This is a genomic window from Sphingomonas sp. P4_G2, from assembly GCF_056401155.1.
In genome coordinates this window covers 439,247-461,240 of sequence record NZ_JBFUJY010000001.1, presented here as the reverse complement: position 1 = coordinate 461,240, position 21,994 = coordinate 439,247, and the positions used below count along the sequence as shown (strand labels likewise).

Here is a 21,994-nt window from a genome sequence, read left to right as displayed (position 1 = left end):
CGGCAAAGTCACGCGTTCTCCGGGGGATGGGATGGTACGCAAGTTGTTGATGTCAGCTGTGCTTGTCGTGTCGGCATGGCCATTCACCGCGCACGCCGTGTGGCAGGAAGCGAGTTCCACGCATTTCATCGTCTATGCCGACGACAAACCGGAGCGGATCAGGGCGTTCACCGAACGACTGGAGAAATTCGATAAAGCGATGCGGGTGATGCGCGGCGTCCCCGACGAAAAGTTGGCCGACGCCGACCGCGTCCGAGTCTATATGGTGGGGAGCATCGGCGACGTTCGCCGCCTAGCCGGCAAGGGCATGAGCAATGTCGCCGGCTTCTACGAGACGCGAATAGGCGGCCCGGTGGCTTTCGTTCCGCGCGACGCGCCCAGCGGATCGGTGTTCGATCTCAGCGCCCAAGCCATTCTGCTGCACGAATATGCCCATCATTTCATGTTCCTGAACTGGCCGAACACGGTCTTTCCCGAATGGTTCGTGGAGGGTTTTGCGGAATTCAACGCGACCGCGTCCTTCAACAAGGATGGCGGTGTGACCATCGGCCAGCCTCCGGTCTATCGCGTCTGGTCGCTGGGGGACAGTTCGGCATTGCCGGCGGGTCGCATGTTGCAGCTCGACCCCGGCAAGCTGCGCGAGGATCAGACCGAGGCGCTCTACGGCCGCGGCTGGCTGTTGCTGCATTATCTGAGCTTCGACGAGTCTCGCAAAGGACAGCTGGCGAAGTATATGGACGCGATCAATGCCGGCAAGAAGGTCGAGGAAGCGACCGGTGCGTTCGGCGATTTGAAGAAACTCGATAGCGATATGACCGCCTATATCATGCGGTCGAGGATCACCGTCGCTACGCTGAAGGCGAGTTCGCTGCCGATCGGCGAGATCAAGCTGCGCGTCCTTTCCCCCGGCGAGGCAGCGGTGATGCCGGCACGCCTGCGCTCGACCCGCGGTGTCGACGCGTCCAGCGCGGACGAGGTCGCCGCGCTGGCAAGCAAGTTGGCGGCCCCATTCCCCAATGACGCCGGCGCGCAGAACGAGCTGGCCGAAGCCGCATTCGACGCAGGAGATTTGCCGACGGCCAAGGCGGCGGTCGAGCGCGCGCTGGCCGCCGATCCCAAGTCGATCCACGCGCTGATCTACAAGAGCATGGTGATGTGCGCCGAGTTGGCCAAGACCGAAGATCGCGACCCATCGCATTGGCGCACCGCACGGCACGGCTATATCGAAGCCAATCATCTCGACCCCGATAATCCCGAGCCGCTGACCCTCTATTACCAGAGCTTCTTCCAGGCGCACGCCAAGCCGACCAGCAATGCCGAGGACGGGCTGCTGTCGGCCTATACCGACGCCCCTTATGCCTATGAGCTGCGGATGAACGCGGCGATCATCCTGCTGCATCGCGGGGAGAAGGAGCGCGCCCGGCTGGCGCTGCTGCCGGTGGCCTATAGCCCGCATCGCGCCGGCTCGGTCAACACCGCGCTCGACGCGGTGACGGCGATCGACGCGGGCAAGATCGACGAAGCGCTGAAAGCGCTGGAGTCTAGCAAAAGCGACAAGAGCGAGGCGTCGCAGAGCTAGCGAACGAGAACAGATCGCCGGAAGCGCCGGAAAACAAACCGCCGATCGCGCATTGAAGCGCGGCGCGTTTCGTGGAAGGGCAGGCCTATGGTTCGTTTGCTTCGTCTGCTGGTAATTCTGACGGCCTTTGGCTGGGTTGCAGCTCCGTCGCTCGCCATGGCCGACGACATCGCGGCGGCCTCGCGTAGCGTCGTCCGCGTCGTGACGATCGCGATCGTCGATCAGGAAGTGGTTGGATTCGGCCATGGTTCGGGCTTCGCGGTCGGACCCAATCGGATCGTCACCAACGCGCATGTCGTCGAGCTCGCACAGAAATATCCCGACAATGTCGTCATCGGTGTGGTGCCCTCTGAGGGATCCAAATCGTACCAGGGCCGCGTCGTCGCGATCGATGCCAAGCGCGACCTGGCGCTGATTGAAATCACCGGCGCCGCGCTGCCGGTGGCGACGCTGTACACCGGCGCGCCCGACGACAGCATGGGCCTCGTCTCGCTCGGCTATCCGGGCAATGTCGACCTGGCGACCGCGCAATCGGCGGCGGATTACATCAAGCCGCTGGCGCCGGTGCGCTCCGAAGGATCCTTGTCGGCCAGCCGCAATATCGAAGGCATCAACGTCCTGCTCCACAGCGCGAGCATCTCGCGTGGCAATTCGGGCGGGCCACTGCTCGACCGCTGCGGACGCGTGATGGGAGTCAATTCGGCGATCACCCGCGGGGAGGAAGGCGATGCCAGTTTCGCTTTCGCGATCGCCGAGAGCGAACTTGCCGGCTTCCTGCGCGAGCACCGGCAGGCGTTCAACACGGTCGACATTCCCTGCATGAGCCTCGAAGCGCGGCTGAGCGCCGATGAGGCGGCGGACTCCGCGGCGCGCGAGGCGGCCGATGCGTCGCGGCGTGATTCCGCCGCGCGCGACCAGGCCAGCCGCCAACAGGCGGTCGAAGCGGCGCGGCTCAATGCCCAGCGCGCCAGCGAGAACGTCATGGCGATCTCGGCCTTGCTGCTCGTACTCGGCGCGTTGTCCGTCGGCGGCGGCGGTCTGCTCTATTCGCGCGGACGCCAGCGCGAGGCGATCTGGGCGGGATCGGCCGGCGGCGTGCTGATCGTCGCGGCGGTCATCGTCTTCCTGTTGCGGCCGAGCGAGGAGCCGATGCTGCCCCCGGGCTTTGCGGTACCCGTCGCGACGCCGACTCCGTCGGCGGCGGGCGCGAGCTCGCTGGGCAAGATGGCATGCAAGTTCCAGCCCGACCGCAGCCGCGTGACGGTGTCGGCCACCGCCGACGTCAATCTCGATTGGGGGCAGGACGGGTGCTTGAACGGCAAGACGCAATATGCCGATGACAACGGCAAATGGACCCGCGTGCTGGTGCCGAACGACGAGCAGACCGTATCGGTACTGCAATTCGACCCCGAGACGCGGACCTACACCGCCTATCGCTATTTCCTGAGCGCGGTGCAGATGGACGCCGCGCGTAAGGTGCGCGCGCAGAGCCCGCTCAAGCAATGCAGCGCCGATGCCGGCGCGCGCAACAATCTGATGGTGCAACAGCAGTCGATCCGCGCCGCCTTGCCGACGACCTATAGCGAGAAATTGGTTTACGCCTGTTCGACCACGCCCTGACGGCGACGGACCCAAAGCGGGGTCATGAACCGACCGCGCCGCCACGCGACATAGAGCAGCACGAGTCCGAAGGCGGTCGCGACGACGATCGCGGGAAGCGACGCTTCGGCGCCGAACGCACCGCCGGTCAACAGGTAGGAGCCGCGAATATCGGGCCGCAGCACGCCATCCATATTTTCCCCGGAAACCGGGATGCCATACAGACCGCCCTGAGCCAGGTTCCACGCCGCATGGAGGCCGATCACTGCCCACAGCCTGCGAGTGATCATGTAGATCGCCGCCAGCATGATTCCGGCTTCGAACATGATCGCGATTCCCGCGAGCAGCGTCGCATTCGGATTATGCAGATGCAGGGCGCCGAATAGGACCGCCGACAGGACCAGCGCTGCCCAGCTTCCGAGCCAGCGCTCGACCAGTCGAAAGAACCAGCCGCGGAACATGATTTCCTCGGTCACACCCGACAGGATCGCGATCGCCAGCGCCGGGACGAGCACGCTCCAGGGATGCGTACCGATCACGCGATATCCGCCAAACACGGCAATCACACCGACGATGATCGAAAAGAGGATCAGGCCGGTCAGAAACCCCGCCCCCAATTCGGACGCCGCGCCCGGCATCGCAAACTCGCGCACCGGTTGCCCCTCCACCCAGTAGCGAAAGGCGGCATAGACGGCGATGAACAGCACTGCGACGGTGACGGCAGCGGCAAGCATACCCGCCGGACCGCTCACGGTCCCGCCGATCACCTTTCCGATCTCGCCGGTCACGATGATTGCGCAAAACGCCGTCAAGACCGCGAGAACGAGCAGCATCGCCGGGTGGCGCAGGATCCTGAGCGTCGGCGTCGATTGATCGTCTTCGTCCATGCCACCTCCGTCCGGCGCGAGCCTAGATCAACAGGTGTCTTGCGCAAGCAATTCGGATATCCGGGAATGAAAGGGAATCGGCTGGCGTCGGATGACAAGGCCGGGCGGTCGCGACGACATTGGGGAAAAGAGCGATGAAGCGACTTGGCCTGCTGGCCTGCCTGGCGTTGATCGGCGCAGCGGACACGCCCGCCTCCCCGGTGGTTATCCCGGTGACCGTGGCGCCCGCGCTGGGCGATCATTTCTCGGGGCGACTGATCGTCTTCGCCGAAAAGGCCAAGCCCGACGTCAAGCCAGCGGCCGCGGTCGATTTCTCGCCGTTCGAGCCCACCGGCGCGTCGATCGCCGCGCGCGAGGTGAGCGACCTCGGCCCCAAGACGATCGCGCAGATCGATGGCGAGGCCGATGCCTTTCCCGCGCCGCTGTCGAGCCTGCCGCCCGGCACCTATCGCGTCCAGGCGGTGCTCGATCGCAACCACAATTACAATTATGGCGGCCGCGATGCCGGCGACCTGGTGTCGAAGGTCGTCGAGGTGACGCTGCCCGGCAAGCTGCCGACGATCGCGCTCGACACGATGATTCCGGCCGATGATCCGACGGCGATGCTCGCGCGCCTGTCGCCCAAGGAGCGGCCGCCAGTCGAAGCCGCACTTGCCCAGCTCAAGCCGGTCGAGTTCCAAAGCAACGCGCTGACCATTTTTCGTGGGACACCAACATCGATCCGCGGCTGGGTCGCGCTGCCGCCCGGCTATGATGGCAAGACCAAATTCCCCACCGTCTATTCGGACAGCGGCTTCGGCGGGACGCTCGCGTCCGAGCGGATGCAGGGCGCGCGCATTTCGGCGATGATGGCCGATCATTCGCTGCCGCCGATGATCTGGGTGTTCCTCGATCATAGCGGCGCAACCGGAACCAACGAATTCGCCGATTCGGTCAATAACGGTCCCTGGGGCAAGGCGCTGACCGAGGAACTGATCCCCGCGCTCGAGCGCCAATATGCGATGGACGCCAGGCCGAGCGGGCGCTTCCTGACCGGGCATAGTTCGGGCGGCTGGTCGACGCTCTGGCTCCAGGTTCGCTATCCAAAACTGTTCGGCGGCAGCTGGCCGACCTCACCCGACCCAAGCGACTTCCACAATTTCACGAATATCGACCTCTACGCACCGGGCGCGAATTTCTACCGCGATGCCAAGGGCCAGCCGATTCCATTGGTCCGCGATCACGGCAAATTGATCGCGACGATGGAGCAATTCGCCCGCGCCGAGGCAGTGCTCGGCCCCTATGGCGGCCAGATCGCCTCGTTCGAATGGGTGTTCAGCCCGCGCGGCGCCGATGGCCGGCCGGCGCCGGTGTTCGATCGTGCGACCGGCAAGGTCGATCCCGCCGTGATCGCTTATTGGCGCGACAATTACGACATCGCCAATATCGTCACGCGCGACGCCGCGGTGCTGCGCCCCGACCTCGACGGCAAGATCCACCTGGCTGTGGGCACTGCCGACACCTTCTATCTCGATGGTCCGGCGCATCTGCTCGAGGCAGCGATGGCCAAGGCGCGGATCAAGGCGAGCTTCACCTATCTGCCCGACAAGACGCACTTCGACCTCTATGTCCGCGGCGACGACAAGATGGCGCTGATGAAGGACAATGCCTGGGCGATGTATGCCGTGGCGCGGCCGGGGATGAAGCGCCCGGCGCCTTAAGCTTCACTAGGGCTTTCCCCTCCCTGCAAGGGAGGGGATTAAGGGGTGGGTTGAGCGTTGGGCGGGGCTCGATGCCCCGTCCGACGCTGCTTTTCCGGGTCGCCGACGAGTTTTTGTGAGCGCGCAGACGCGCGCACCCACCCCCTGCCCCTCCCTGCAAGCAGGGAGGGGAGTTCAAAGACGTCGCTTAAGCCCGGTCGATCCGCGCCGCGAAGCACCCTGCGCGGGCGTTGTACGCCTGGAGATAGGCGACATTCGGATCCTCCAGCCACGGCCCGATCGCCTCGGCCAGCTCGCCGCCGTCCATCACATCGCCCTTGAGCATCATCCCATCGGCATCGAACGCGCGCAGCGCGAGCAGGCGGCAGGAGAGTTGCTCGGGCACTGCATCGCGATATTCCGCCGCCCGCTCGGCGCCTTCGCGGACGAAGATCGCGTAGCTCGCACGATAGGGGCTATCGACCGGCAAATGCTGGTAGTTGATGAGGATCAGATTCTCGCCCAACTCGGCATCCTCGAGCGTCACGCGACACGGAAAGCCAGGCTTCTCATCGGCGCGGCGGCGCACCGCACCGAAGGCGGCGAGTTCGCCGTCGCTCAGTCCATAGAGCGGCTTGAACGGGGTGGGATCGAGCCCGCGGATGACATACGCCATTACTTCACTCCTTCGCGATCGAGCAGAACGGTCTTACGGTCGACGCCATAGGCATAGCCGCCCATCGAGCCGTCGCTGCGCAGCGCGCGGTGGCAAGGGATGACGACCGCGACATGATTGGCGCCGCACGCGCTGCCGACGGCACGCACTGCCTTGGGGTTGCCCGCGATGGCGGCGAGCTCGGCATAGGACCGCGTCTCCCCCGCGGGGATGTCGCGAAGCGCTTGCCATACTGCCTCTTGAAAGGCGGTGCCCTGGACGTCGATCGGCAGATTCTGGTCGCGATCAGGCGATTCGACCTTGGCGACGACGCGCGCGGCAAGGTCGCCGAGCGCGGCGCCTCCAGGGACGATCTCGGCCTTGGGAAAATGCTTGGCGAGGTCGAGCGCATCCTCGTCGAACGAAACGCGGCACAATCCCTTGTCGGTAGCGGCGATCAGCAACTTGCCCAGGCTGGTATCGGCGATCGTCCAGCGGATCGTCACCCCTGCCCCGCCCTGCCGCCAGGCGCTCGGGGTCATGCCCAGCCGCTTGGCGCCGCCTTCGTAGAAGCGACTGGGGGCTGAATATCCAGCCTCGTAGATCGCATTGGTGACCGAGCTTTCTTCCTTGAGTGCCTGGGCAACGCGGGTGGCGCGCAGACCGCGGAGATAAGCGGCCGGCGTCACCCCGGTGGCGCGCTTGAACAAGCGGTGGAAATGGTGCGGCGCATAGCCGACCTCCGCCGCCAACTCCTCGAGCGGGATCGCCTCCTCCGCCGCTTCTAGCAGCGCAATAGCGTTGGCCACCGCGATGCGATCACGGCCAACCTCATCGGGCTTGCAGCGCAGGCAGGCGCGGAACCCAGCAGCCCGCGCGCCGGCGGCATCGCGATGGAACTCGACATTCTCGCGTCTCGGATGCCGCGCCGGGCAGCTCGGCTTGCAATAGATGCCGGTCGTCTTGACCGCGACGACGAAGCGTCCGTCATGCGCGCGGTCGCGAGCCTCGAAGGCCGCCCAGGCGGCGTCGATATCGATGGGGGTTTCGGTCGTCATGCAGCCTATGTAGGCGCCCGCGCACTTCCCCACATCCCGGCGTTTGCGGCCAAAGCGGCAACGGGATTACGCCGCCTTGGCGGGCCGATCGATCGTGTAGATCACGTGCGTCACGGGCTTGCCCGCCATCTCGGCATGATGGCGCCGATCGGTCAGCTTGCCGCCGATCTTTTCGACCGCGCGGCGCGAGCGGACATTGGTCTCGCCGATCATGAACATCGCCCGCGACACGCCGGCAAAGGCATGATCGAGCATCAACCGCTTCATCTCGCCATTATAGCGCCCGCCCCAATGCGACCGCGCGAGGAAGGTCCAGCCGATCTCCACTTCATCCGGCTCGGCGCGGCCAAAATCGTAGCGCGAGCTGCCAATCACCGCCCCGCTCGCGCGGTCGATCGCGACCAGCATCCCGCCCGAGGCGAGGCCGTCGGCAAAGAAGCGGCGGAACACCGGCTCCTGCCAGCGATCGTGCGCCGGATGGACTTCCCAGACCAGCGGGTCGGTGGCGACCGCGAACAGCGCGTCGAAATCGTCGGGAGCAGCGGGGCGAAGCTCGATCAGCTCGCCGATCAAGTGTGGCTGGCGGTCGAGCACCTGGTCACGCAATCAAGAGAACGACCGGCACGACGATGCCGAGTGCCAATGCAATGAGTGACTTGCGACGCATATTGCGCGTGCCCAAGGCGATGGTCAGGCCGATCAGCGTCGTGACGAACAAACCGATTGCGGTCAGCAGCGCGAAGATCTTGAGCGGTGTGAAAGCGTCCGCATCGTGACCGCCGCTGCCGGGCCGCGCCGCTCCCGCCGGTTTGCGCGCTGGTTCGGCCGGGCGCGGCTTGGGCAACGCCTGTTTCTTGTGGATTCCGGCGATCGCCGAGACCCAGGCGGCCGGCGGCGGATTGCGCTGGTCCTGCCACCCCAGCACCTGGATCAACCCGCTAAACGCGAAGAACAGGATCGCAGGGGCGAGGGACACACCGATAAGGTGGTGCCATTGGCGCAGGCTGCGGAGCGTGGTGCCTTTCATTGGCCCGCCTTAGGCAGCGGCAGTATCGCGGACAAGCCGGATCAGGACATCAGCCGCTCGTAGAAACCGCCATAGCGCCCGGCGGGATCGACCAGGTGGATTTCGAGAATCCAGAAGCGTTCGTTACCATTGGGGTCCGGGTCGCGCAGCCGCGTCGTGTTCTCCGGATTGATCCGGTAGAAATCCTTGTCGCCGGGCAGATGCGCGTGCGGGAATTCGCCGACGACATGCCCGGCGATGACGCCGCCGAACCGCCAGCCCGCCGCCGCCGCGCTGTCGCACGCGAAGGCGTAGAGCTCGGCACCGGTGATATCGGGATGCGCGTCGAACTGCGCTTTGACCTTGTCGAACTGGACCGGGAGGTCGGCAACCAGGCGGATCTTGTCGGGATCGTTGCCGACGACATAGGAGCGGCCGACATCGGCTTCCCAATCGTCGAACACCGGGCCGAGATCGAGGAACACCAGATCGTCCTCGGCGATCGTCAGCACCGGCGGATTCTCGCGCGCGGTAGCGAGGCCGTTGACCCCGGCATGGACGATGCGCTTGTGCCAATGCTTCTCGACCCCGAATTCGTCGCGCGCCAGGGCATAGATGTCCTGCTCGACCTCGCGCTCGGTCCGGCCCGGCGCGATCAATCCCAGCGCTTCGATCCGATCGAGCAATGTCAGCGCGATGTCCTGGGCGGCGTGAAGCTCGGCATGGCGCGCGGCGGGCGAGAGCGTGGCGTGAGTCATCGCGTGTCCAATAGGCGGTCGCACCACGCTGGGCCAGCGATCAGAGCCTATGCGCGTCGAGCCAACGGGCGATCAGTGCCTGTGCCGCCGGCGTGAACACCACTTCGTGTCCGACGCCCGGAACGACCGCGCGATCGGCAGCTGGGCGCAGCATCTTGAGCAAGGCGCTGTTCTCCGGAGGAATGGTCGTGTCGGCCGCACCGTGGATCAGCAAGGTCGGGCAGGCGATGCGGCCGATCTTGGCCGCCGTGTCGAACCGCTCGCTGACCAACAAATTGGCGGGAAGCCACCAGAAGCGGGCCGCGGCGACATGGGCGATGCTGGCATAAGGAGCGACCAGGATCAGCGCGCGGGGCTTTTGCTCGATCGCCATCTGCGCGGCGACGCCGGTGCCGAGCGAATAGCCGATGATGACGATGCGGTCGGCGGCGATCCCGTTCGCCGTCATCCACGAGCGCGACGCGCGCGCGTCGCGATAAAGTCCTTGCTCGTCAGGAATGCCGGGCGCACCGTTGAAGCCGCGGAATTCGGGCAGCACCGCGCCATAGCCCGCGGCCACCAGCGAGCGCATCGCAACCGCGCTGCCCAGCACCGAATCGCCGTTGCCGTGGAAGAACAGGATCACCGGCTTGCCAGGCTGCGGCGGATGATAGAGCAGCCGCCCGCGCAAACCGTCAGAAGTCGTGATGGTGACGTCGCGATAGTCGCTCTGATCGGGATTGACTGCCGCGGTCCCGAAATACCAACCGGGATAGATCAGCCGCCGCTGGAATGTGTAAAGCAGCCCGACGATGGCGATATAGATCAGTGCAGCCGCGGTCAGCAGCCGGATCGCGGCCCGGCGCAACCCGCGGCGCACTATTTCTTCTTGTCCTTCTGCGCCTTCATGCTCTTCGAGATGACGATCTCGGCCAGCCGCGCGCCGGGGATGAAGATGCCCGCCGCTTCGACCCCCGCATTGATCAGGAATTCGGCGTCGATCTTGTGCCCAAGGAACTGCTCGAACGTACTGCCGCCGGTCCGCGTGTCGCCGGTCACCCCGTCGAACTCGACCACCGCTTCCTTGCCCTGCCAGCGATAGCGGAAGGCGTAGACCGGCCGATAATAGAGGTCGATGTGATGGAGCGAGAGCTTCTCCTCAAGCACCTTGTCGGCCTCGATCCGCTCGATCGAGCTCGCCAGCACGTCGCGCACCAGCATCGACGCCTTGGCGGTCGGCGGCACCACCACCGCGCCATCGGCCGCCGCTTTGGCAAGGCCCGCGGCGTCGATGATCTTGGCTTCGTGCTGGACGTATTGCGCGGTGCTCGGGTCCGGGCTGCCGCTGATCGCGTCGTAATAGACTTCGCGGTGGATCTCGTCGTGACAGGTTTCGGTGCCGGTCAGCGTATAGGCGCCCGAGGTGACCTCATGCGTCTTGCCGTCGATCTCGACCTTGGTGACGTTGGCGTCGACCGCGACGCGATAGTCCTTGCGCCGCTCATAGGTCATCGTCGCGGTGCAGCCGATGCGGAAGAAGGGCTGCAACCGGCGCTCGCGATAGATCACTTCATACTCGTCGTCCTTAGGACGCGACAGGAATCCGGTGATCTTCGCCATCGTCCCGAACGCATCGGTCCGCTTGGTCCAGGCGCGCCCCTCGGCATGGTCCATGTTGAACCGGTCGGCGAGGATCAGCACGCGTTCTTCGGCGAGTTCGACGTCCATTTGGCACCCCTATATGCACTTTTGCACACTTCCTCGCTGCATCGGTCAAGCACGGATAGGCGAAATTCGCCCTCTCGTGCCTCCTAGCCCTCTCCCGCAAGCGGGTGCACCGGGTCGGTCATGCCCCCGGCATGACCTGAACAGCGCGGGGCGCTGTTCACCCGGTGCAGGTTGGGTGAGGGTCTTCTTTCTTCTTCCAAGCGGCCAGTGCCAAAAAGAAGTAGCAAGAAGACCCTCACCCTCCCACCGCTACGCAGCGGACCCCCTCCCTCTCCCGCACGCGGGAGAGGGGGTATTGGCACCTCATCCTAAAGCACCGGGTTGCATCCCCAGCCCCCCGATGCTAACCGCGCGCCAACCCATAGAGGGCGCCTCAGGGCTGCCCTCTTTTCGTATGGGGCCACATACCCTTTTGAAAAGGACCATCATCGCGTGGAGCAATCCGGCGGTATTCAAGCGAGCTTAGGTGGACGGTACGCAACCGCGCTGTTCGAGCTCGCCCGCGAATCGAAGTCGATCGACACGGTCGAAGCGAGCCTGGCGACGATCCGCCAGGCGCTGGCCGAATCGGCCGACTTCAAGACGCTGACCACCAGCCCGCTGATCGGCCGACTCGACGCCGCCAAGGCGGTCGCCGCCGCGGCCGGCGTGATGAAGCTCGACGCGACGACCACCAGGTTCCTGGGCGTGCTCGCGCACAACCGGCGGCTCGGCCAGCTGCCGGCGATCATCCGCGCGTTTCGCGGCCTGGCGTCGCGCTATCGCGGCGAGACCACGGCCGAAGTGACGTCCGCGCATCCGCTGAGCGCGGCACAGGTGAGCGAGCTCAAGCAGCAGCTCCGCCAGCGCGTCGGCCGCGAGGTCGCCGTTGAATTGAATGTCGACCAGTCGCTGCTCGGCGGCCTGGTCGTTCGTATCGGATCGCAGATGATCGATTCCTCGATCCGTACCCGTCTCAATACCCTCGCGCACGCGATGAAAGGCTGAAGGTTTAGAACATGGACATCCGCGCCGCAGAAATCTCGAAGGTCATCAAGGACCAGATCGCCAATTTCGGCACCGAGGCCGAGGTCTCGGAAACCGGCCAGGTGCTGAGCGTCGGTGACGGCATCGCCCGCATCCACGGCCTCGACAACGTCCAGGCGGGCGAGATGGTCGAGTTCGCCAATGGCGTGCAGGGCATGGCGCTCAACCTCGAAGCCGACAATGTCGGCGTCGTGATTTTCGGCTCGGACGCCGAGATCAAGGAAGGCGACGTCGTCAAGCGGACCGGCACCATCGTCGACGTGCCCGTCGGCAAGGGCCTGCTCGGTCGCGTCGTGGACGGCCTAGGCAATCCGATCGACGGCAAGGGCCCGATCGTCGCCGAGAAGCGCAGCCGCGTCGAAGTGAAGGCGCCGGGCATCATCCCGCGCCAGTCGGTGTCGGAGCCGATGCAGTCGGGCCTGAAGGCGATCGACGCGCTCGTTCCCGTCGGCCGCGGCCAACGCGAGCTGATCATCGGCGACCGCCAGACCGGTAAGTCGGCCGTCGCGATCGACACCTTCATCAACCAGAAGACGGTCAATGCCGGCGACGACGAGTCGAAGAAGCTCTATTGCGTCTATGTCGCAATCGGCCAGAAGCGCTCGACCGTCGCCCAGCTGGTCAAGACGCTGACCGAGAACGGCGCGATGGAATATTCGATCGTGGTCGCCGCGACCGCGTCGGAGCCCGCCCCGCTGCAGTTCCTGGCGCCCTATACCGGCACCGCGATGGGTGAATATTTCCGCGATAACGGCATGCACGCGCTGATCGTGTTCGACGATCTGTCGAAGCAGGCGGTCGCCTATCGTCAGATGTCGCTGCTGCTGCGCCGCCCGCCGGGCCGCGAAGCCTATCCGGGCGACGTCTTCTATCTCCACTCGCGCCTGCTCGAGCGCGCCGCCAAGATGTCGGACGCGATGGGCGGCGGATCGCTGACCGCGCTGCCGATCATCGAGACCCAGGCGGGCGACGTGTCGGCCTACATCCCGACCAACGTGATCTCGATCACCGACGGCCAGATCTTCCTCGAAACCGATCTGTTCTTCGCGGGCATCCGTCCCGCCATTAACGTCGGCCTGTCGGTATCGCGCGTCGGCTCGGCCGCGCAGACCAAGGCGATGAAGAAGGTCGCCGGCTCGATCAAGCTCGAGCTTGCCCAGTATCGCGAGATGGCGGCGTTCGCGCAGTTCGGCTCGGACCTCGACGCCTCGACCCAGAAGCTGCTCAACCGCGGCGCGCGCCTGACCGAGCTGCTCAAGCAGCCGCAGTTCAGCCCGCTGCCGTTCGAAGAGCAGACGGTGTCGATCTTCGCCGGTACCGCTGGCTATCTCGACGCGGTGCCGACGCTCGACGTGGTGCGCTACGAAGCGGCGATGCTCGCCGACATGCGCGCGAACCACGCCGGCATCCTGAAGGCGATCCGCGACAGCAAGGATCTGAAGGATGACGTCCGCGACCAGCTCAAGGCGGCGCTCGACGCCTTCGCCAAGACGTTTGCGTAAGTTCTAGCCCTCTCCCGCTTGCGGGAGAGGGTTGGGTGAGGGTCTTCTTCTTCCAGGCGGTCTGGACGAGAAGAAGAAAGAAGACCCTCACCAACTCCGACTAGGCAGCAAGCTGCCAAGTCTCCGTATCCTCTCCCGCAGGCGGGAGAGGCAAAGAAGGTTACGATGGCAAGTCTTAAGGCCCTCAAGATCCGCATCGGCTCGGTGAAGTCGACGCAGAAGATCACCAAGGCGATGAAGATGGTCGCCGCCGCCAAGCTGCGCCGCGCGCAGGAAGCGGCCGAGGCCGGCCGCCCCTATGCCGAGCGGCTGGAAAAGGTCGTGGCGAGCCTCGCCTCGACCGTCACCGTCGGGCCGAACTCGCCCAAATTGCTCGCCGGCACCGGCCGCGATCAGGTTCACCTGTTCGTCGTCGCGACGTCGGACAAGGGTCTGGCCGGCGCGTTCAACACCAATATCGCGCGCCTGGCGCGGCGCCGCGCCGCCGAGCTGATCGCCGAAGGCAAGACGGTCAAGTTCTACACCATCGGCAAGAAGGGCCGTGCGGTACTCAACCGCCTGTACCCCAATGACTTCATCCACTCGATCGAACCCGGCGCGCTCGACAAGCTCGGCTTCGCCGATGCGCGCGGCTATGCCGACGACCTGATCGCGCGGTTCGAAGCCGGCGAGTTCGACGTCGCGCATCTATTCTATTCGCGCTTCAAGTCGGTGCTGACCCAGGAACCGACCGAGCAGCAGATCATCCCGGTATCGATCCCGGCGATCGCCGCCGACACGACGGGCGTCAGCGCCTCGGTCGATTACGAGCCGGATGAGGAGGAAATCCTCGCCGACCTGCTGCCGCGCAACGTCGGCATCCAGCTGTTCCGCGCGATCCGCGAGAATTCGGCGTCGGAGCAGGGCAGCAAGATGACCGCGATGGACAATGCCACGCGCAACGCCGGCGACCTGATCAAGCGGCTGTCGATCCAGTACAACCGCGCCCGCCAGGCCGCGATCACGACTGAACTCGTCGAGATTATCTCGGGCGCCGAGGCGCTGTAATTCCCGCGTCGCCCCGGCGGAGGCCGGGGCCGCCATGTTGGCGGAGCTGACGCGTTTAACTTAGCGGCCCCGGCCTCCGCCGGGGCGACGAATTGAAGAAGCAAGGTAGGACATCATGGCAACCGCTGCTCCCAAGACCAAGGCCCCGGCCAAGAAGGCCGCCGCTCCGCGCAAGGCCGCTGCGCCTCAGGCCGAGGCGACCACCACCGCGCCGATCGCGACGACCAACAATGTCGGCGTCATCAGCCAGGTGATCGGCGCGGTCGTCGACGTGAGCTTCCCCGATCAGCTGCCGGCGATCCTCTCGGCTCTCGAGACCGATAACAACGGCAACCGCCTGGTCCTCGAAGTCGCGCAACATCTCGGCGAGAACACCGTCCGCACGATCGCGATGGACTCGACCGAGGGGCTGACCCGCGGCCAGAACGTCACCGACACCGGATCGCAGATCCGCGTGCCGGTCGGCCCGGCGACGCTCGGCCGCATCCTCAACGTTATCGGCGAGCCGATCGACGAGCGCGGACCGGTCAACGCCACGCAGACCTCGCCGATCCATGCCGACGCGCCGCTGTTCGTCGATCAGTCGACCGAGAGCTCGATCCTGGTCACCGGCATCAAGGTCATCGACCTGCTCGCGCCCTACGCCAAGGGCGGCAAGATCGGCCTGTTCGGCGGCGCCGGCGTCGGCAAGACCGTGCTGATCCAGGAGCTGATCAACAACATCGCCAAGGGCCATGGCGGCACCTCGGTGTTCGCCGGCGTCGGCGAGCGCACGCGTGAAGGCAACGACCTCTATCACGAATTCCTCGACGCGGGCGTCATCGCCAAGGATGCCGACGGCAATGCCGTCAGCGAGGGATCGAAGGTCGCCTTGGTCTATGGCCAGATGAACGAGCCGCCGGGCGCGCGTGCCCGCGTCGCTTTGTCGGGCCTGACCATCGCGGAATATTTCCGCGACGTCGAAGGCCAGGACGTGCTGTTCTTCGTCGACAACATCTTCCGCTTCACCCAGGCGGGCGCCGAAGTGTCGGCGCTGCTCGGCCGCATTCCGTCGGCGGTGGGCTATCAGCCGACCTTGTCGACCGACATGGGTGCGCTCCAGGAACGCATCACCTCGACCAACAAGGGCTCGATCACGTCGGTCCAGGCCGTGTACGTCCCCGCGGACGACTTGACCGACCCGGCACCGGCGACCTCGTTCGCCCATTTGGACGCGACGACCGTGCTCAACCGCGCGATCTCCGAGCTCGGCATCTATCCGGCGGTCGATCCGCTCGATTCGACCAGCCGCGTGCTCGAACCGCGCATCGTCGGCCAGGAACATTACGACACCGCGCGCGCGGTCCAGTCGATCCTGCAGAAGTACAAGTCGCTGCAGGACATCATCGCCATCCTGGGCATGGACGAACTGTCGGAAGAGGATAAGCTGACCGTGTCGCGCGCACGCAAGATCCAGCGCTTCCTCAGCCAGCCGTTCCACGTCGCCGAGGTGTTCACCAACATTCCGGGCGAGTTCGTCCAGATCGAAGACACGATCCGCTCGTTCAAGGCAGTGGTGAACGGCGAGTATGATCACCTGCCGGAAGCGGCCTTCTACATGGTCGGCGGCATCGACGGCGCGATCGCCAAGGCCGAGAAGATGGCCGCGGAGGCGTAAGGCTACTGCAAACCTTCTCCAGAGGGAGAAGGATACGAAGGCTTGGCAGCTTGCTGCCTAGCCGAAGTTGGATGAGGGGACCCGCTCTCGATAGGGTGATCCCCTCACCCAGCTCCGACTAAGGCCCTGACGGGCCTAAGTCTGCGCAACCATCGGGCTGTCCCGCCGGGTCAACGATGCTCCCAGCATCGTTGAGAAATTCCCGGGGGGAATTTCGGCCCGGCGGAACAGCCCGATCCCAACGGGAGAGGGAAAACAGGACAAGGCAATGCTGCATTTCGAACTCGTCACACCCGAAAAGCTGCTCCGCTCGGAGGAAGTCTATCAGGTCGTCGTGCCCGGCACCGAGGGCGATTTCGGCGTGCTGGAAGGCCACGCGCCTTTCATGTCGACGATTCGCGACGGCAATCTGGCGATCTACCGCGCCGACAAGTCGGAACCCGAATTGGTGCCGATCAAGGGCGGATTCGCCGAGGTGTCGGCAACCGGCTTGACGGTGCTGGCTGAGCAGGCGAGGTAAGGCTCGTCGCAGGGAAATAGCCGCAGCTATTTCCCGCCCGGCGACAAGCCCGGCCGGCCTCGCATAGCGAGGACCGACGACGCGGCCTTGCCGCGGCGCTCCATTCCCAAGTTAGAATTAACGGCGTCGGCGAAAGCTGACGCCTTATTCTTGCAGCCCAAAGCTGCTTGAGATCCCAGCTTTCGCTGGGATGACGAGAAAGCCTCAACTCCCGAGTTGCCGCTTGTACCGCCAGCGAAACGCCTTGGTCCCGTCCATAAGGCTGGTTTCCGCCGCTAGGTCCATGCCTTCGCGCCAATAGCGGATACGTTGGGGATAATCGTGCTGCGGATTGGCGAAGACGATCTCGCGTGACCCTGACGATAGTTCCGGAAAAGCGACTCGCGGCGCGCCCTTGGGCGAGCCGTAGAAGACGAGCCTGCCGTCCGGCCCACGCTCGATCTGCATCGCTTCCCATGATCGGAGGTCGTCACCGCGTCCATTGCGGCCGCTCCCCAGCATGTTGCCGGCGCGCGGGCTCGTCCAGCATTCCTCGGTCCAGTTTGGGCCTTTCTGCTCGCTCCAGCATCCGGTGAGCCAGCCCGGCATCGCCGGCACCGGCGCCGATCCGGCCCCCGTCGCGAGCAGTGTCAGTCCGAGCAATATCGTTCGACGCATCCTCGCCTCCCCATTGTCGCCAAGCCCAGCTTAGCCCGGCATCGCCTTGGTTAGGAAATTGTCAAAGCTTAGCCCCTACGAACCGGACCTGACCATGAAGGATCGAGGGGCATGAGCGCGTTCGGACGCCGTAATGGATTGGGTGCCGGGCAGGCTGCGCGGCCGGCCTTCGGCGTGGCGCGTCCGATGCAAGGTGGCGGTGCCCAGCCCGCCGCGGATCCTGCCGAGCAGTTCCCACCGCTTCCCGATACGAGCGAGATCGACGCCGATCTGCCGGGCAATATGCCGGGCAGCAATGGCGACGCGATGGCGCGCCTGACCGAACGCCAGAATTCCAGTGGCGAAGCCGCCGGGATGAAGGCCGAAGGGTTCGAGGCGTCGGTCCACAAGATCAAGGAACAGGTGCTGCCGCGCCTGCTCGAACGCGTCGACCCCGAAGCCGCCGCCACGCTCAACAAGGATGAGCTGGCCGAGGAATTCCGCCCGATCATCGGCGAGGTCCTCGCCGAGCTCAAGCTCACGCTCAACCGCCGCGAGCAATTCGCGCTCGAAAAGGTGCTGGTCGACGAATTGCTCGGCCTGGGCCCGTTGGAAGAGCTGATCGCCGACCCTGACATCAGCGATATCATGGTCAACGGCCCCAATCAGACCTTCATCGAAAAGAAGGGCCGGCTGGAGATCGCGCCGATCCAGTTCCGCGACGAAGAGCATCTGTTCCAGATCGCGCAGCGCATCTGCAACTCGGTCGGCCGCCGCGTCGACCAGACCACGCCGCTGGCCGACGCCCGCCTCAAGGACGGCAGCCGCGTCAACGTGATCGTCCCGCCGCTCAGCTTGCGCGGCACCGCGATCTCGATTCGTAAATTCTCCAACAAGCCGATCACGCTCGACATGATGGCGGGCTTCGGCTCGATGTCGCAGAAGATGGCGACCGCGCTCAAGATCGCGGGCGCGTGCCGGTTCAACGTCGTCATCTCGGGCGGTACCGGCTCGGGTAAGACGACGATGCTCAATGCCCTGTCGAAGATGATCGACCCGGGCGAGCGCGTGCTGACGATCGAGGACGCGGCCGAATTGCGGCTGCAGCAGCCGCACTGGCTGCCGCTAGAAACCCGCCCGGCCAATCTCGAGGGCCAGGGCGAGATCACCATCCGCGACCTGGTCAAGAACGCGCTGCGTATGCGTCCTGACCGCATCATCCTCGGCGAAATTCGCGGGTCGGAATGTTTCGACCTGCTCGCCGCGATGAACACCGGTCACGACGGATCGATGTGTACGCTCCACTCCAACTCCCCACGCGAGTGCCTGGGCCGTATGGAGAACATGGTGCTGATGGGCGACATCAAGATCCCCAAGGAAGCGATCAGCCGCCAGATCGCCGATTCGGTCGACATGATCGTCCAGGTGAAGCGTCTGCGCGACGGCAGCCGCCGCGTGACCAACATCACCGAGGTGATCGGCATGGAAGGGCCGGTCATCGTGACACAGGAATTGTTCAAGTTCGAATATCAGAGCGAATCGGCCGACGGTAAGATCGTCGGCGAATATCGCGCCATGGGGTTGCGCCCTTACACGCTCGAAAAGGCGCGCCAGTTCGGGTTCGATCAGGCGTTCCTCGAAGCCTGCCTCTGAGCCTCTGCTCGGGGACGTACTAACCGCGAGAGTCGTTTGCAGCTTCGCTGAGTCGATGTCGCCGTTTCAGCTTCGCTGAAACAGACTCCAACAACGCGGTTAATAAGCATTTTACCCCGTATCCGCGGGGTCGCGACAGGTATAAGCGGGGGGCATGCGCCGCCGCATGCTGCCCTTGCTGATGTTCGCCGCTGTGCCGCTCGGCGCGGCGATGCCGCCCGCCATGCCCGCGCCGCAACCCGAACGCGTCGTATTGTCACTCGATGCCGAGGCGCAATGGGTGCCGTTCGAACTGACCCCCGGCAACCAGATTCAATTCCAGATGACGGTCGATGGCCGTCCGGTCGCCGCGATTCTCGACACCGGGTTCAGCCTGTCGGTGGTTTCGCGCCGTTTCGCCACCCGCGCCGGGCTCAAGGTGTCTGGCGGCGGCGAAGGCGTCGGCATCGGCGGCACCGTCGCGATGGGCCAGATCAACGGGCGCATCTTGGCGATCGGCGGATTGACGCGCAGCGGCGGGCGGCTCGGCGTGCTCGACTTGCCCGGCGGCGCCACCGGCAACGGCACGACGATCGACGCAGTGATCGGCAGCGACCTGTTGCGCCGCTACGCGCTCGATATCGACTTCGCAGCGCAGCGTTTCCGCTTGCTGCCGAGCGGCCGCCTGCCCTTTGTCGGCCAGACCGCACCACTGGCGATGGCCTTGCGCGACCAATTCTATGTCAGCGAGATGTCGATCGACGGCACAAGGCTGCGTCCGATGATCGTCGACACCGGGGACGGTGCGACGATCACCATGTCGGACGAGGCATGGAAATCGGTCGGCGGCGTCAAGCCGACCACGACCACCACCATTTCGTACAGCATCGCCGGCCCGGTCACGTCCGAGCTGACGGTGCTGCCCGCGGTCCGCGTCGGCGAGACGATGGTGCGCGATGCCGAGGCGCGCATTGAGCCGGGCCGCGGCTTTTCCGCGCAGATGGGCGCGGCGGGGCGGATCGGCCTGGGCTATCTCCAGCGTTATCGCGTGCTGCTCGATCCCGGCGCGGGCAGAATGGTGATGGCGGCCGGCGCCGATGTCGACCGCCCGCCGCTGCGGTCGACCAGCGGATTGCTGCTCGGCTTCTATAGCGATCGCCTGCGCGTCCTCCACGTCATGCGCGGCAGCCCGGCAGCCAGCGCCGGCTGGCAAGCGGGCGACCAGATCTGCAGCGTCGATGGCCAGCCGATCACCGCCAATTACGCCAGCGAGCCGATCTCGACCTGGTCGGTCGCCGACCCGGGGCGAATCGTGCGCCTGGGCATTTGCGGCGGCGGCGAGCGCAAGCTGACGCTGGAGCGCTTCTATTGAGCGCAGGCGGGTTGGATCGTCTCAGGGCCTGGCAGATGGCGGCGGTGCTCGCGGTCGTCGCACTTGCCTTGCGCGCCTGGGATTTCGGCAACCCGGTCATCCATGTCGACGAGCAATATTATCTGCTGGTCGGCGACCGCATCTTGCACGGCGCGATACCCTATCTCGACATCTGGGATCGCAAGCCGGTCGGGTTGTTCCTGCTCTATGCCGCGATGCGGCTGCTGCCCGGCGACGGCGTGATCGCCTATCAATTGGTCGCGAGCCTGTTCGCCGCCGCGACCGCTTATATCGTCTGGCGCGCGGCATTGCGGACGGGAGCGAGCCGGACCGGCGCGCTTGCGGCGGGGGCAGCGTATCTGATCTGGCTGCCGTTGCTGGGTGGGCGCGGCGGGCAATCGCCGGTCTTCTACAATCTGTTCGTCGCCGGCGCAGCGCTGATCGCGCTCCACTTGCCCGATCGCGCGCGGGCTGGTGCAGCTCGCGCGATTATCGCCTGGGGGGCATTCGCCTGCTTGCTCGGCGGGCTTGCGATCCAGACCAAATACACGCCCGCGATCGAAGGCGCGTTCATCGGCTGCGCCCATCTCTGGTATCTGCGCCGCGCAGGCGCAGGCTGGGCAATGCTCGCGGCCGCCGCGCTGTTATGGGTGTTGGCGGGATTGGCGCCGACCTTGGCGATCGGCGCATATTATTGGCACCTCGGCCCGCAGGCGTTCGACGCCTTCTGGTTCGCCAACGTCACCTCGATCTTTCTGCGCGCGGGCTATCCGACCGACCAATTGGCGATGCGGCTGCTCGGCATCGTCGCGACCCTGTCGCCGTTGATCGTGTCGGCCGCGATCGCCTGGGCGTGGCGGCCCCGCGCCGATCGACGCGAGGAAGCGCTGATCGGGTTCGGCTGGCTGGCGGCCGCCGGCGGCGGGTTCCTGCTGATCGGCACGTTCTTCGATCATTACGCCTTGCCGCTGGTCGCGCCGATCGCGGTCGTCGCGGCGCGCGCGCTGGGCCGGTCGTCGCGGCTACTCATCGCCACGCTCGCGCTCGGGCTGCTGCTCAACGTCGTCGAGCGCGGGATCAAGAGCAACGATGGCGAGGGCGCCTATGCCGTGGCGGCATTGGTCAAGGCCAATAGCCATGGCGGCTGCCCCTATGTCTTTATCGGCGACACCTTCACCTACGAGCGCGCCGGCACGTGCCTGCCGACACGCTATGCCTTTCCGAACCTGCTGGCCTATACCACCGAGCAGGGCGCGACCGGGATCGACGAGGCGGCCGAGGTGCGGCGCATTCTCGCCGCGCGGCCGCCGGTGATCGTCACCTCGACCCGCCTCCTCGATATCTGGAACCCGGGCAGCCTAGCCGCACTGAAGGCGGCACTGAGCGGCTATCGCGTGATCTACAGCGTGCCGCGGGGCGATTATCGCACCTTGGTCTATCTGCGCCGCGACCTGCCCGCCCGCGATGTACCGGCTACAATTGGAACGCCACCGCCGCGGCAATGATCGCGCTGATCAGCGCGAATACCTGGATATTGCGCCAGTCGAGCAACGACACGCGATCGAGATTGTCGCGCTTGCGATGACGCCAATCGATAACCCCCGCGGCCAGCGCGATCAGCGCCAGCGCAGCCGCGACTGCCTCCGCAATCTGTTTCGGCGAAAAGCCCAATCC

Annotated in this window: 21 protein-coding genes; 11 read left to right on the top strand and 10 right to left on the bottom strand. The window is 65.4% G+C overall.

Features of this window, described 5'->3' with window-relative positions:
• Positions 1-49: 49 nt before the first annotated feature.
• On the top strand, positions 50-1,579 hold the full coding sequence (locus AC1DRD_RS02030; protein ID WP_478039950.1) for a tetratricopeptide repeat protein: 1,530 nt from the start codon (positions 50-52) through the stop codon (positions 1,577-1,579).
• An 87-nt stretch (positions 1,580-1,666) separates the two neighbouring features.
• Positions 1,667-3,199: a S1C family serine protease gene (locus AC1DRD_RS02025; RefSeq protein ID WP_478039948.1), complete on the top strand. Its 1,533-nt coding sequence runs from the start codon at positions 1,667-1,669 to the stop codon at positions 3,197-3,199.
• On the opposite strand, the gene AC1DRD_RS02020 is transcribed toward AC1DRD_RS02025, so the two are convergent.
• Positions 3,175-4,065, bottom strand: coding sequence for a lysostaphin resistance A-like protein (locus AC1DRD_RS02020; RefSeq protein WP_478039946.1), 891 nt, complete (start codon positions 4,063-4,065; stop codon positions 3,175-3,177). The genes AC1DRD_RS02025 and AC1DRD_RS02020 overlap by 25 nt on opposite strands.
• A gap of 134 nt (positions 4,066-4,199) precedes the next feature.
• Between AC1DRD_RS02020 and AC1DRD_RS02015 the strand changes: the two genes are divergently transcribed.
• The gene (locus AC1DRD_RS02015; RefSeq protein WP_478039944.1) at positions 4,200-5,765 is read left to right on the top strand and encodes an alpha/beta hydrolase; all 1,566 of its coding nucleotides are present in this window, start codon (positions 4,200-4,202) and stop codon (positions 5,763-5,765) included.
• A gap of 187 nt (positions 5,766-5,952) precedes the next feature.
• Here the strand turns inward: AC1DRD_RS02015 and AC1DRD_RS02010 are convergent, their stop codons facing one another.
• From AC1DRD_RS02010 to AC1DRD_RS01980, 7 genes are all read right to left on the bottom strand, one after another.
• Positions 5,953-6,420 carry a DUF1203 domain-containing protein gene (locus tag AC1DRD_RS02010; RefSeq protein WP_478039942.1) on the bottom strand — a complete coding sequence of 156 codons (468 nt, stop codon included), beginning with the start codon at positions 6,418-6,420 and terminating at the stop codon, positions 5,953-5,955.
• Positions 6,420-7,457: a bifunctional DNA-binding transcriptional regulator/O6-methylguanine-DNA methyltransferase Ada gene (gene ada, locus AC1DRD_RS02005; RefSeq protein ID WP_478039940.1), complete on the bottom strand. Its 1,038-nt coding sequence runs from the start codon at positions 7,455-7,457 to the stop codon at positions 6,420-6,422. The genes AC1DRD_RS02010 and ada overlap by 1 nt, the downstream gene beginning before the upstream one ends.
• A 66-nt stretch (positions 7,458-7,523) precedes the next feature.
• The gene (locus AC1DRD_RS02000; protein ID WP_478039938.1) at positions 7,524-8,063 is read right to left on the bottom strand and encodes a GNAT family N-acetyltransferase; all 540 of its coding nucleotides are present in this window, start codon (positions 8,061-8,063) and stop codon (positions 7,524-7,526) included.
• Positions 8,056-8,484, bottom strand: a complete 429-nt coding sequence (locus tag AC1DRD_RS01995; protein WP_478039936.1) for a hypothetical protein — start codon at positions 8,482-8,484, stop codon at positions 8,056-8,058. The genes AC1DRD_RS02000 and AC1DRD_RS01995 overlap by 8 nt, the downstream gene beginning before the upstream one ends.
• Before the next feature lie 41 nt (positions 8,485-8,525).
• On the bottom strand, positions 8,526-9,221 hold the full coding sequence (locus tag AC1DRD_RS01990) for a M24 family metallopeptidase (protein ID WP_478039934.1): 696 nt from the start codon (positions 9,219-9,221) through the stop codon (positions 8,526-8,528).
• Between the two features lie 40 nt (positions 9,222-9,261).
• Entirely contained in the window at positions 9,262-10,080 is an 819-nt protein-coding gene (locus AC1DRD_RS01985; RefSeq protein WP_478039932.1) for an alpha/beta hydrolase, read from the bottom strand.
• Positions 10,080-10,928 (bottom strand): hypothetical protein, encoded by an 849-nt coding sequence (locus AC1DRD_RS01980; RefSeq protein WP_478039930.1) that lies wholly within the window; start codon positions 10,926-10,928, stop codon positions 10,080-10,082. The genes AC1DRD_RS01985 and AC1DRD_RS01980 overlap by 1 nt, the downstream gene beginning before the upstream one ends.
• 432 nt (positions 10,929-11,360) lie before the next feature.
• On the opposite strand from AC1DRD_RS01980, the gene AC1DRD_RS01975 reads away from it, so the two are divergent.
• The 5 genes from AC1DRD_RS01975 (at position 11,361) to AC1DRD_RS01955 (ending at position 16,680) form a co-directional block, all read left to right on the top strand.
• Positions 11,361-11,915 (top strand): F0F1 ATP synthase subunit delta, encoded by a 555-nt coding sequence (locus AC1DRD_RS01975; protein WP_478039928.1) that lies wholly within the window; start codon positions 11,361-11,363, stop codon positions 11,913-11,915.
• Positions 11,916-11,926: 11 nt separating this feature from the next.
• The gene (atpA, locus tag AC1DRD_RS01970) at positions 11,927-13,456 is read left to right on the top strand and encodes a F0F1 ATP synthase subunit alpha (RefSeq protein ID WP_478027692.1); all 1,530 of its coding nucleotides are present in this window, start codon (positions 11,927-11,929) and stop codon (positions 13,454-13,456) included.
• A gap of 165 nt (positions 13,457-13,621) precedes the next feature.
• On the top strand, positions 13,622-14,503 hold the full coding sequence (locus AC1DRD_RS01965) for a F0F1 ATP synthase subunit gamma (RefSeq protein WP_478039927.1): 882 nt from the start codon (positions 13,622-13,624) through the stop codon (positions 14,501-14,503).
• Between the two features lie 214 nt (positions 14,504-14,717).
• Positions 14,718-16,160 (top strand): F0F1 ATP synthase subunit beta, encoded by a 1,443-nt coding sequence (atpD, locus tag AC1DRD_RS01960; protein ID WP_478040601.1) that lies wholly within the window; start codon positions 14,718-14,720, stop codon positions 16,158-16,160.
• A 268-nt stretch (positions 16,161-16,428) separates the two neighbouring features.
• Positions 16,429-16,680, top strand: a complete 252-nt coding sequence (locus AC1DRD_RS01955; RefSeq protein WP_478039925.1) for an ATP synthase F1 subunit epsilon — start codon at positions 16,429-16,431, stop codon at positions 16,678-16,680.
• Between the two features lie 204 nt (positions 16,681-16,884).
• Here the strand turns inward: AC1DRD_RS01955 and AC1DRD_RS01950 are convergent, their stop codons facing one another.
• A complete protein-coding gene (locus AC1DRD_RS01950; RefSeq protein ID WP_478039923.1) occupies positions 16,885-17,337 on the bottom strand; it encodes a DUF6265 family protein in 453 nt (150 codons plus the stop codon).
• Positions 17,338-17,448: 111 nt separating this feature from the next.
• Here AC1DRD_RS01950 and AC1DRD_RS01945 point away from each other — a divergent pair, with 111 nt between their 5' ends.
• The 3 genes from AC1DRD_RS01945 (at position 17,449) to AC1DRD_RS01935 (ending at position 21,825) form a co-directional block, all read left to right on the top strand.
• Positions 17,449-18,969: a CpaF family protein gene (locus tag AC1DRD_RS01945; RefSeq protein WP_478039921.1), complete on the top strand. Its 1,521-nt coding sequence runs from the start codon at positions 17,449-17,451 to the stop codon at positions 18,967-18,969.
• 154 nt (positions 18,970-19,123) lie between these two features.
• Positions 19,124-20,320, top strand: coding sequence for an aspartyl protease family protein (locus AC1DRD_RS01940; protein ID WP_478039920.1), 1,197 nt, complete (start codon positions 19,124-19,126; stop codon positions 20,318-20,320).
• An 11-nt stretch (positions 20,321-20,331) separates the two neighbouring features.
• Complete coding sequence (locus AC1DRD_RS01935; RefSeq protein ID WP_478039918.1) at positions 20,332-21,825, top strand: hypothetical protein; 1,494 nt, start codon at positions 20,332-20,334, stop codon at positions 21,823-21,825.
• Here the strand turns inward: AC1DRD_RS01935 and AC1DRD_RS01930 are convergent.
• Positions 21,794-21,991: a hypothetical protein gene (locus AC1DRD_RS01930; RefSeq protein ID WP_478039916.1), complete on the bottom strand. Its 198-nt coding sequence runs from the start codon at positions 21,989-21,991 to the stop codon at positions 21,794-21,796. The genes AC1DRD_RS01935 and AC1DRD_RS01930 overlap by 32 nt on opposite strands.
• Between the last annotated feature and the right edge of the window lie 3 nt (positions 21,992-21,994).

Coding starts and splice junctions, on each gene's coding strand:
- AC1DRD_RS01965 (WP_478039927.1), top strand. CDS start 13,622: ATGGCAAGTCTTAAGGCCCTCAAGATCCGCATCGGCTCGGTGAAGTCG.
- AC1DRD_RS01980 (WP_478039930.1), bottom strand. CDS start 10,928: ATGGACGTCGAACTCGCCGAAGAACGCGTGCTGATCCTCGCCGACCGG.
- AC1DRD_RS02030 (WP_478039950.1), top strand. CDS start 50: ATGTCAGCTGTGCTTGTCGTGTCGGCATGGCCATTCACCGCGCACGCC.
- atpA (WP_478027692.1), top strand. CDS start 11,927: ATGGACATCCGCGCCGCAGAAATCTCGAAGGTCATCAAGGACCAGATC.
- AC1DRD_RS01995 (WP_478039936.1), bottom strand. CDS start 8,484: ATGAAAGGCACCACGCTCCGCAGCCTGCGCCAATGGCACCACCTTATC.
- AC1DRD_RS01940 (WP_478039920.1), top strand. CDS start 19,124: ATGCGCCGCCGCATGCTGCCCTTGCTGATGTTCGCCGCTGTGCCGCTC.
- AC1DRD_RS01945 (WP_478039921.1), top strand. CDS start 17,449: ATGAGCGCGTTCGGACGCCGTAATGGATTGGGTGCCGGGCAGGCTGCG.
- AC1DRD_RS02025 (WP_478039948.1), top strand. CDS start 1,667: ATGGTTCGTTTGCTTCGTCTGCTGGTAATTCTGACGGCCTTTGGCTGG.
- AC1DRD_RS02020 (WP_478039946.1), bottom strand. CDS start 4,065: ATGGACGAAGACGATCAATCGACGCCGACGCTCAGGATCCTGCGCCAC.
- AC1DRD_RS01990 (WP_478039934.1), bottom strand. CDS start 9,221: ATGACTCACGCCACGCTCTCGCCCGCCGCGCGCCATGCCGAGCTTCAC.
- AC1DRD_RS01955 (WP_478039925.1), top strand. CDS start 16,429: ATGCTGCATTTCGAACTCGTCACACCCGAAAAGCTGCTCCGCTCGGAG.
- AC1DRD_RS02015 (WP_478039944.1), top strand. CDS start 4,200: ATGAAGCGACTTGGCCTGCTGGCCTGCCTGGCGTTGATCGGCGCAGCG.
- AC1DRD_RS02010 (WP_478039942.1), bottom strand. CDS start 6,420: ATGGCGTATGTCATCCGCGGGCTCGATCCCACCCCGTTCAAGCCGCTC.
- ada (WP_478039940.1), bottom strand. CDS start 7,457: ATGACGACCGAAACCCCCATCGATATCGACGCCGCCTGGGCGGCCTTC.
- AC1DRD_RS01950 (WP_478039923.1), bottom strand. CDS start 17,337: ATGCGTCGAACGATATTGCTCGGACTGACACTGCTCGCGACGGGGGCC.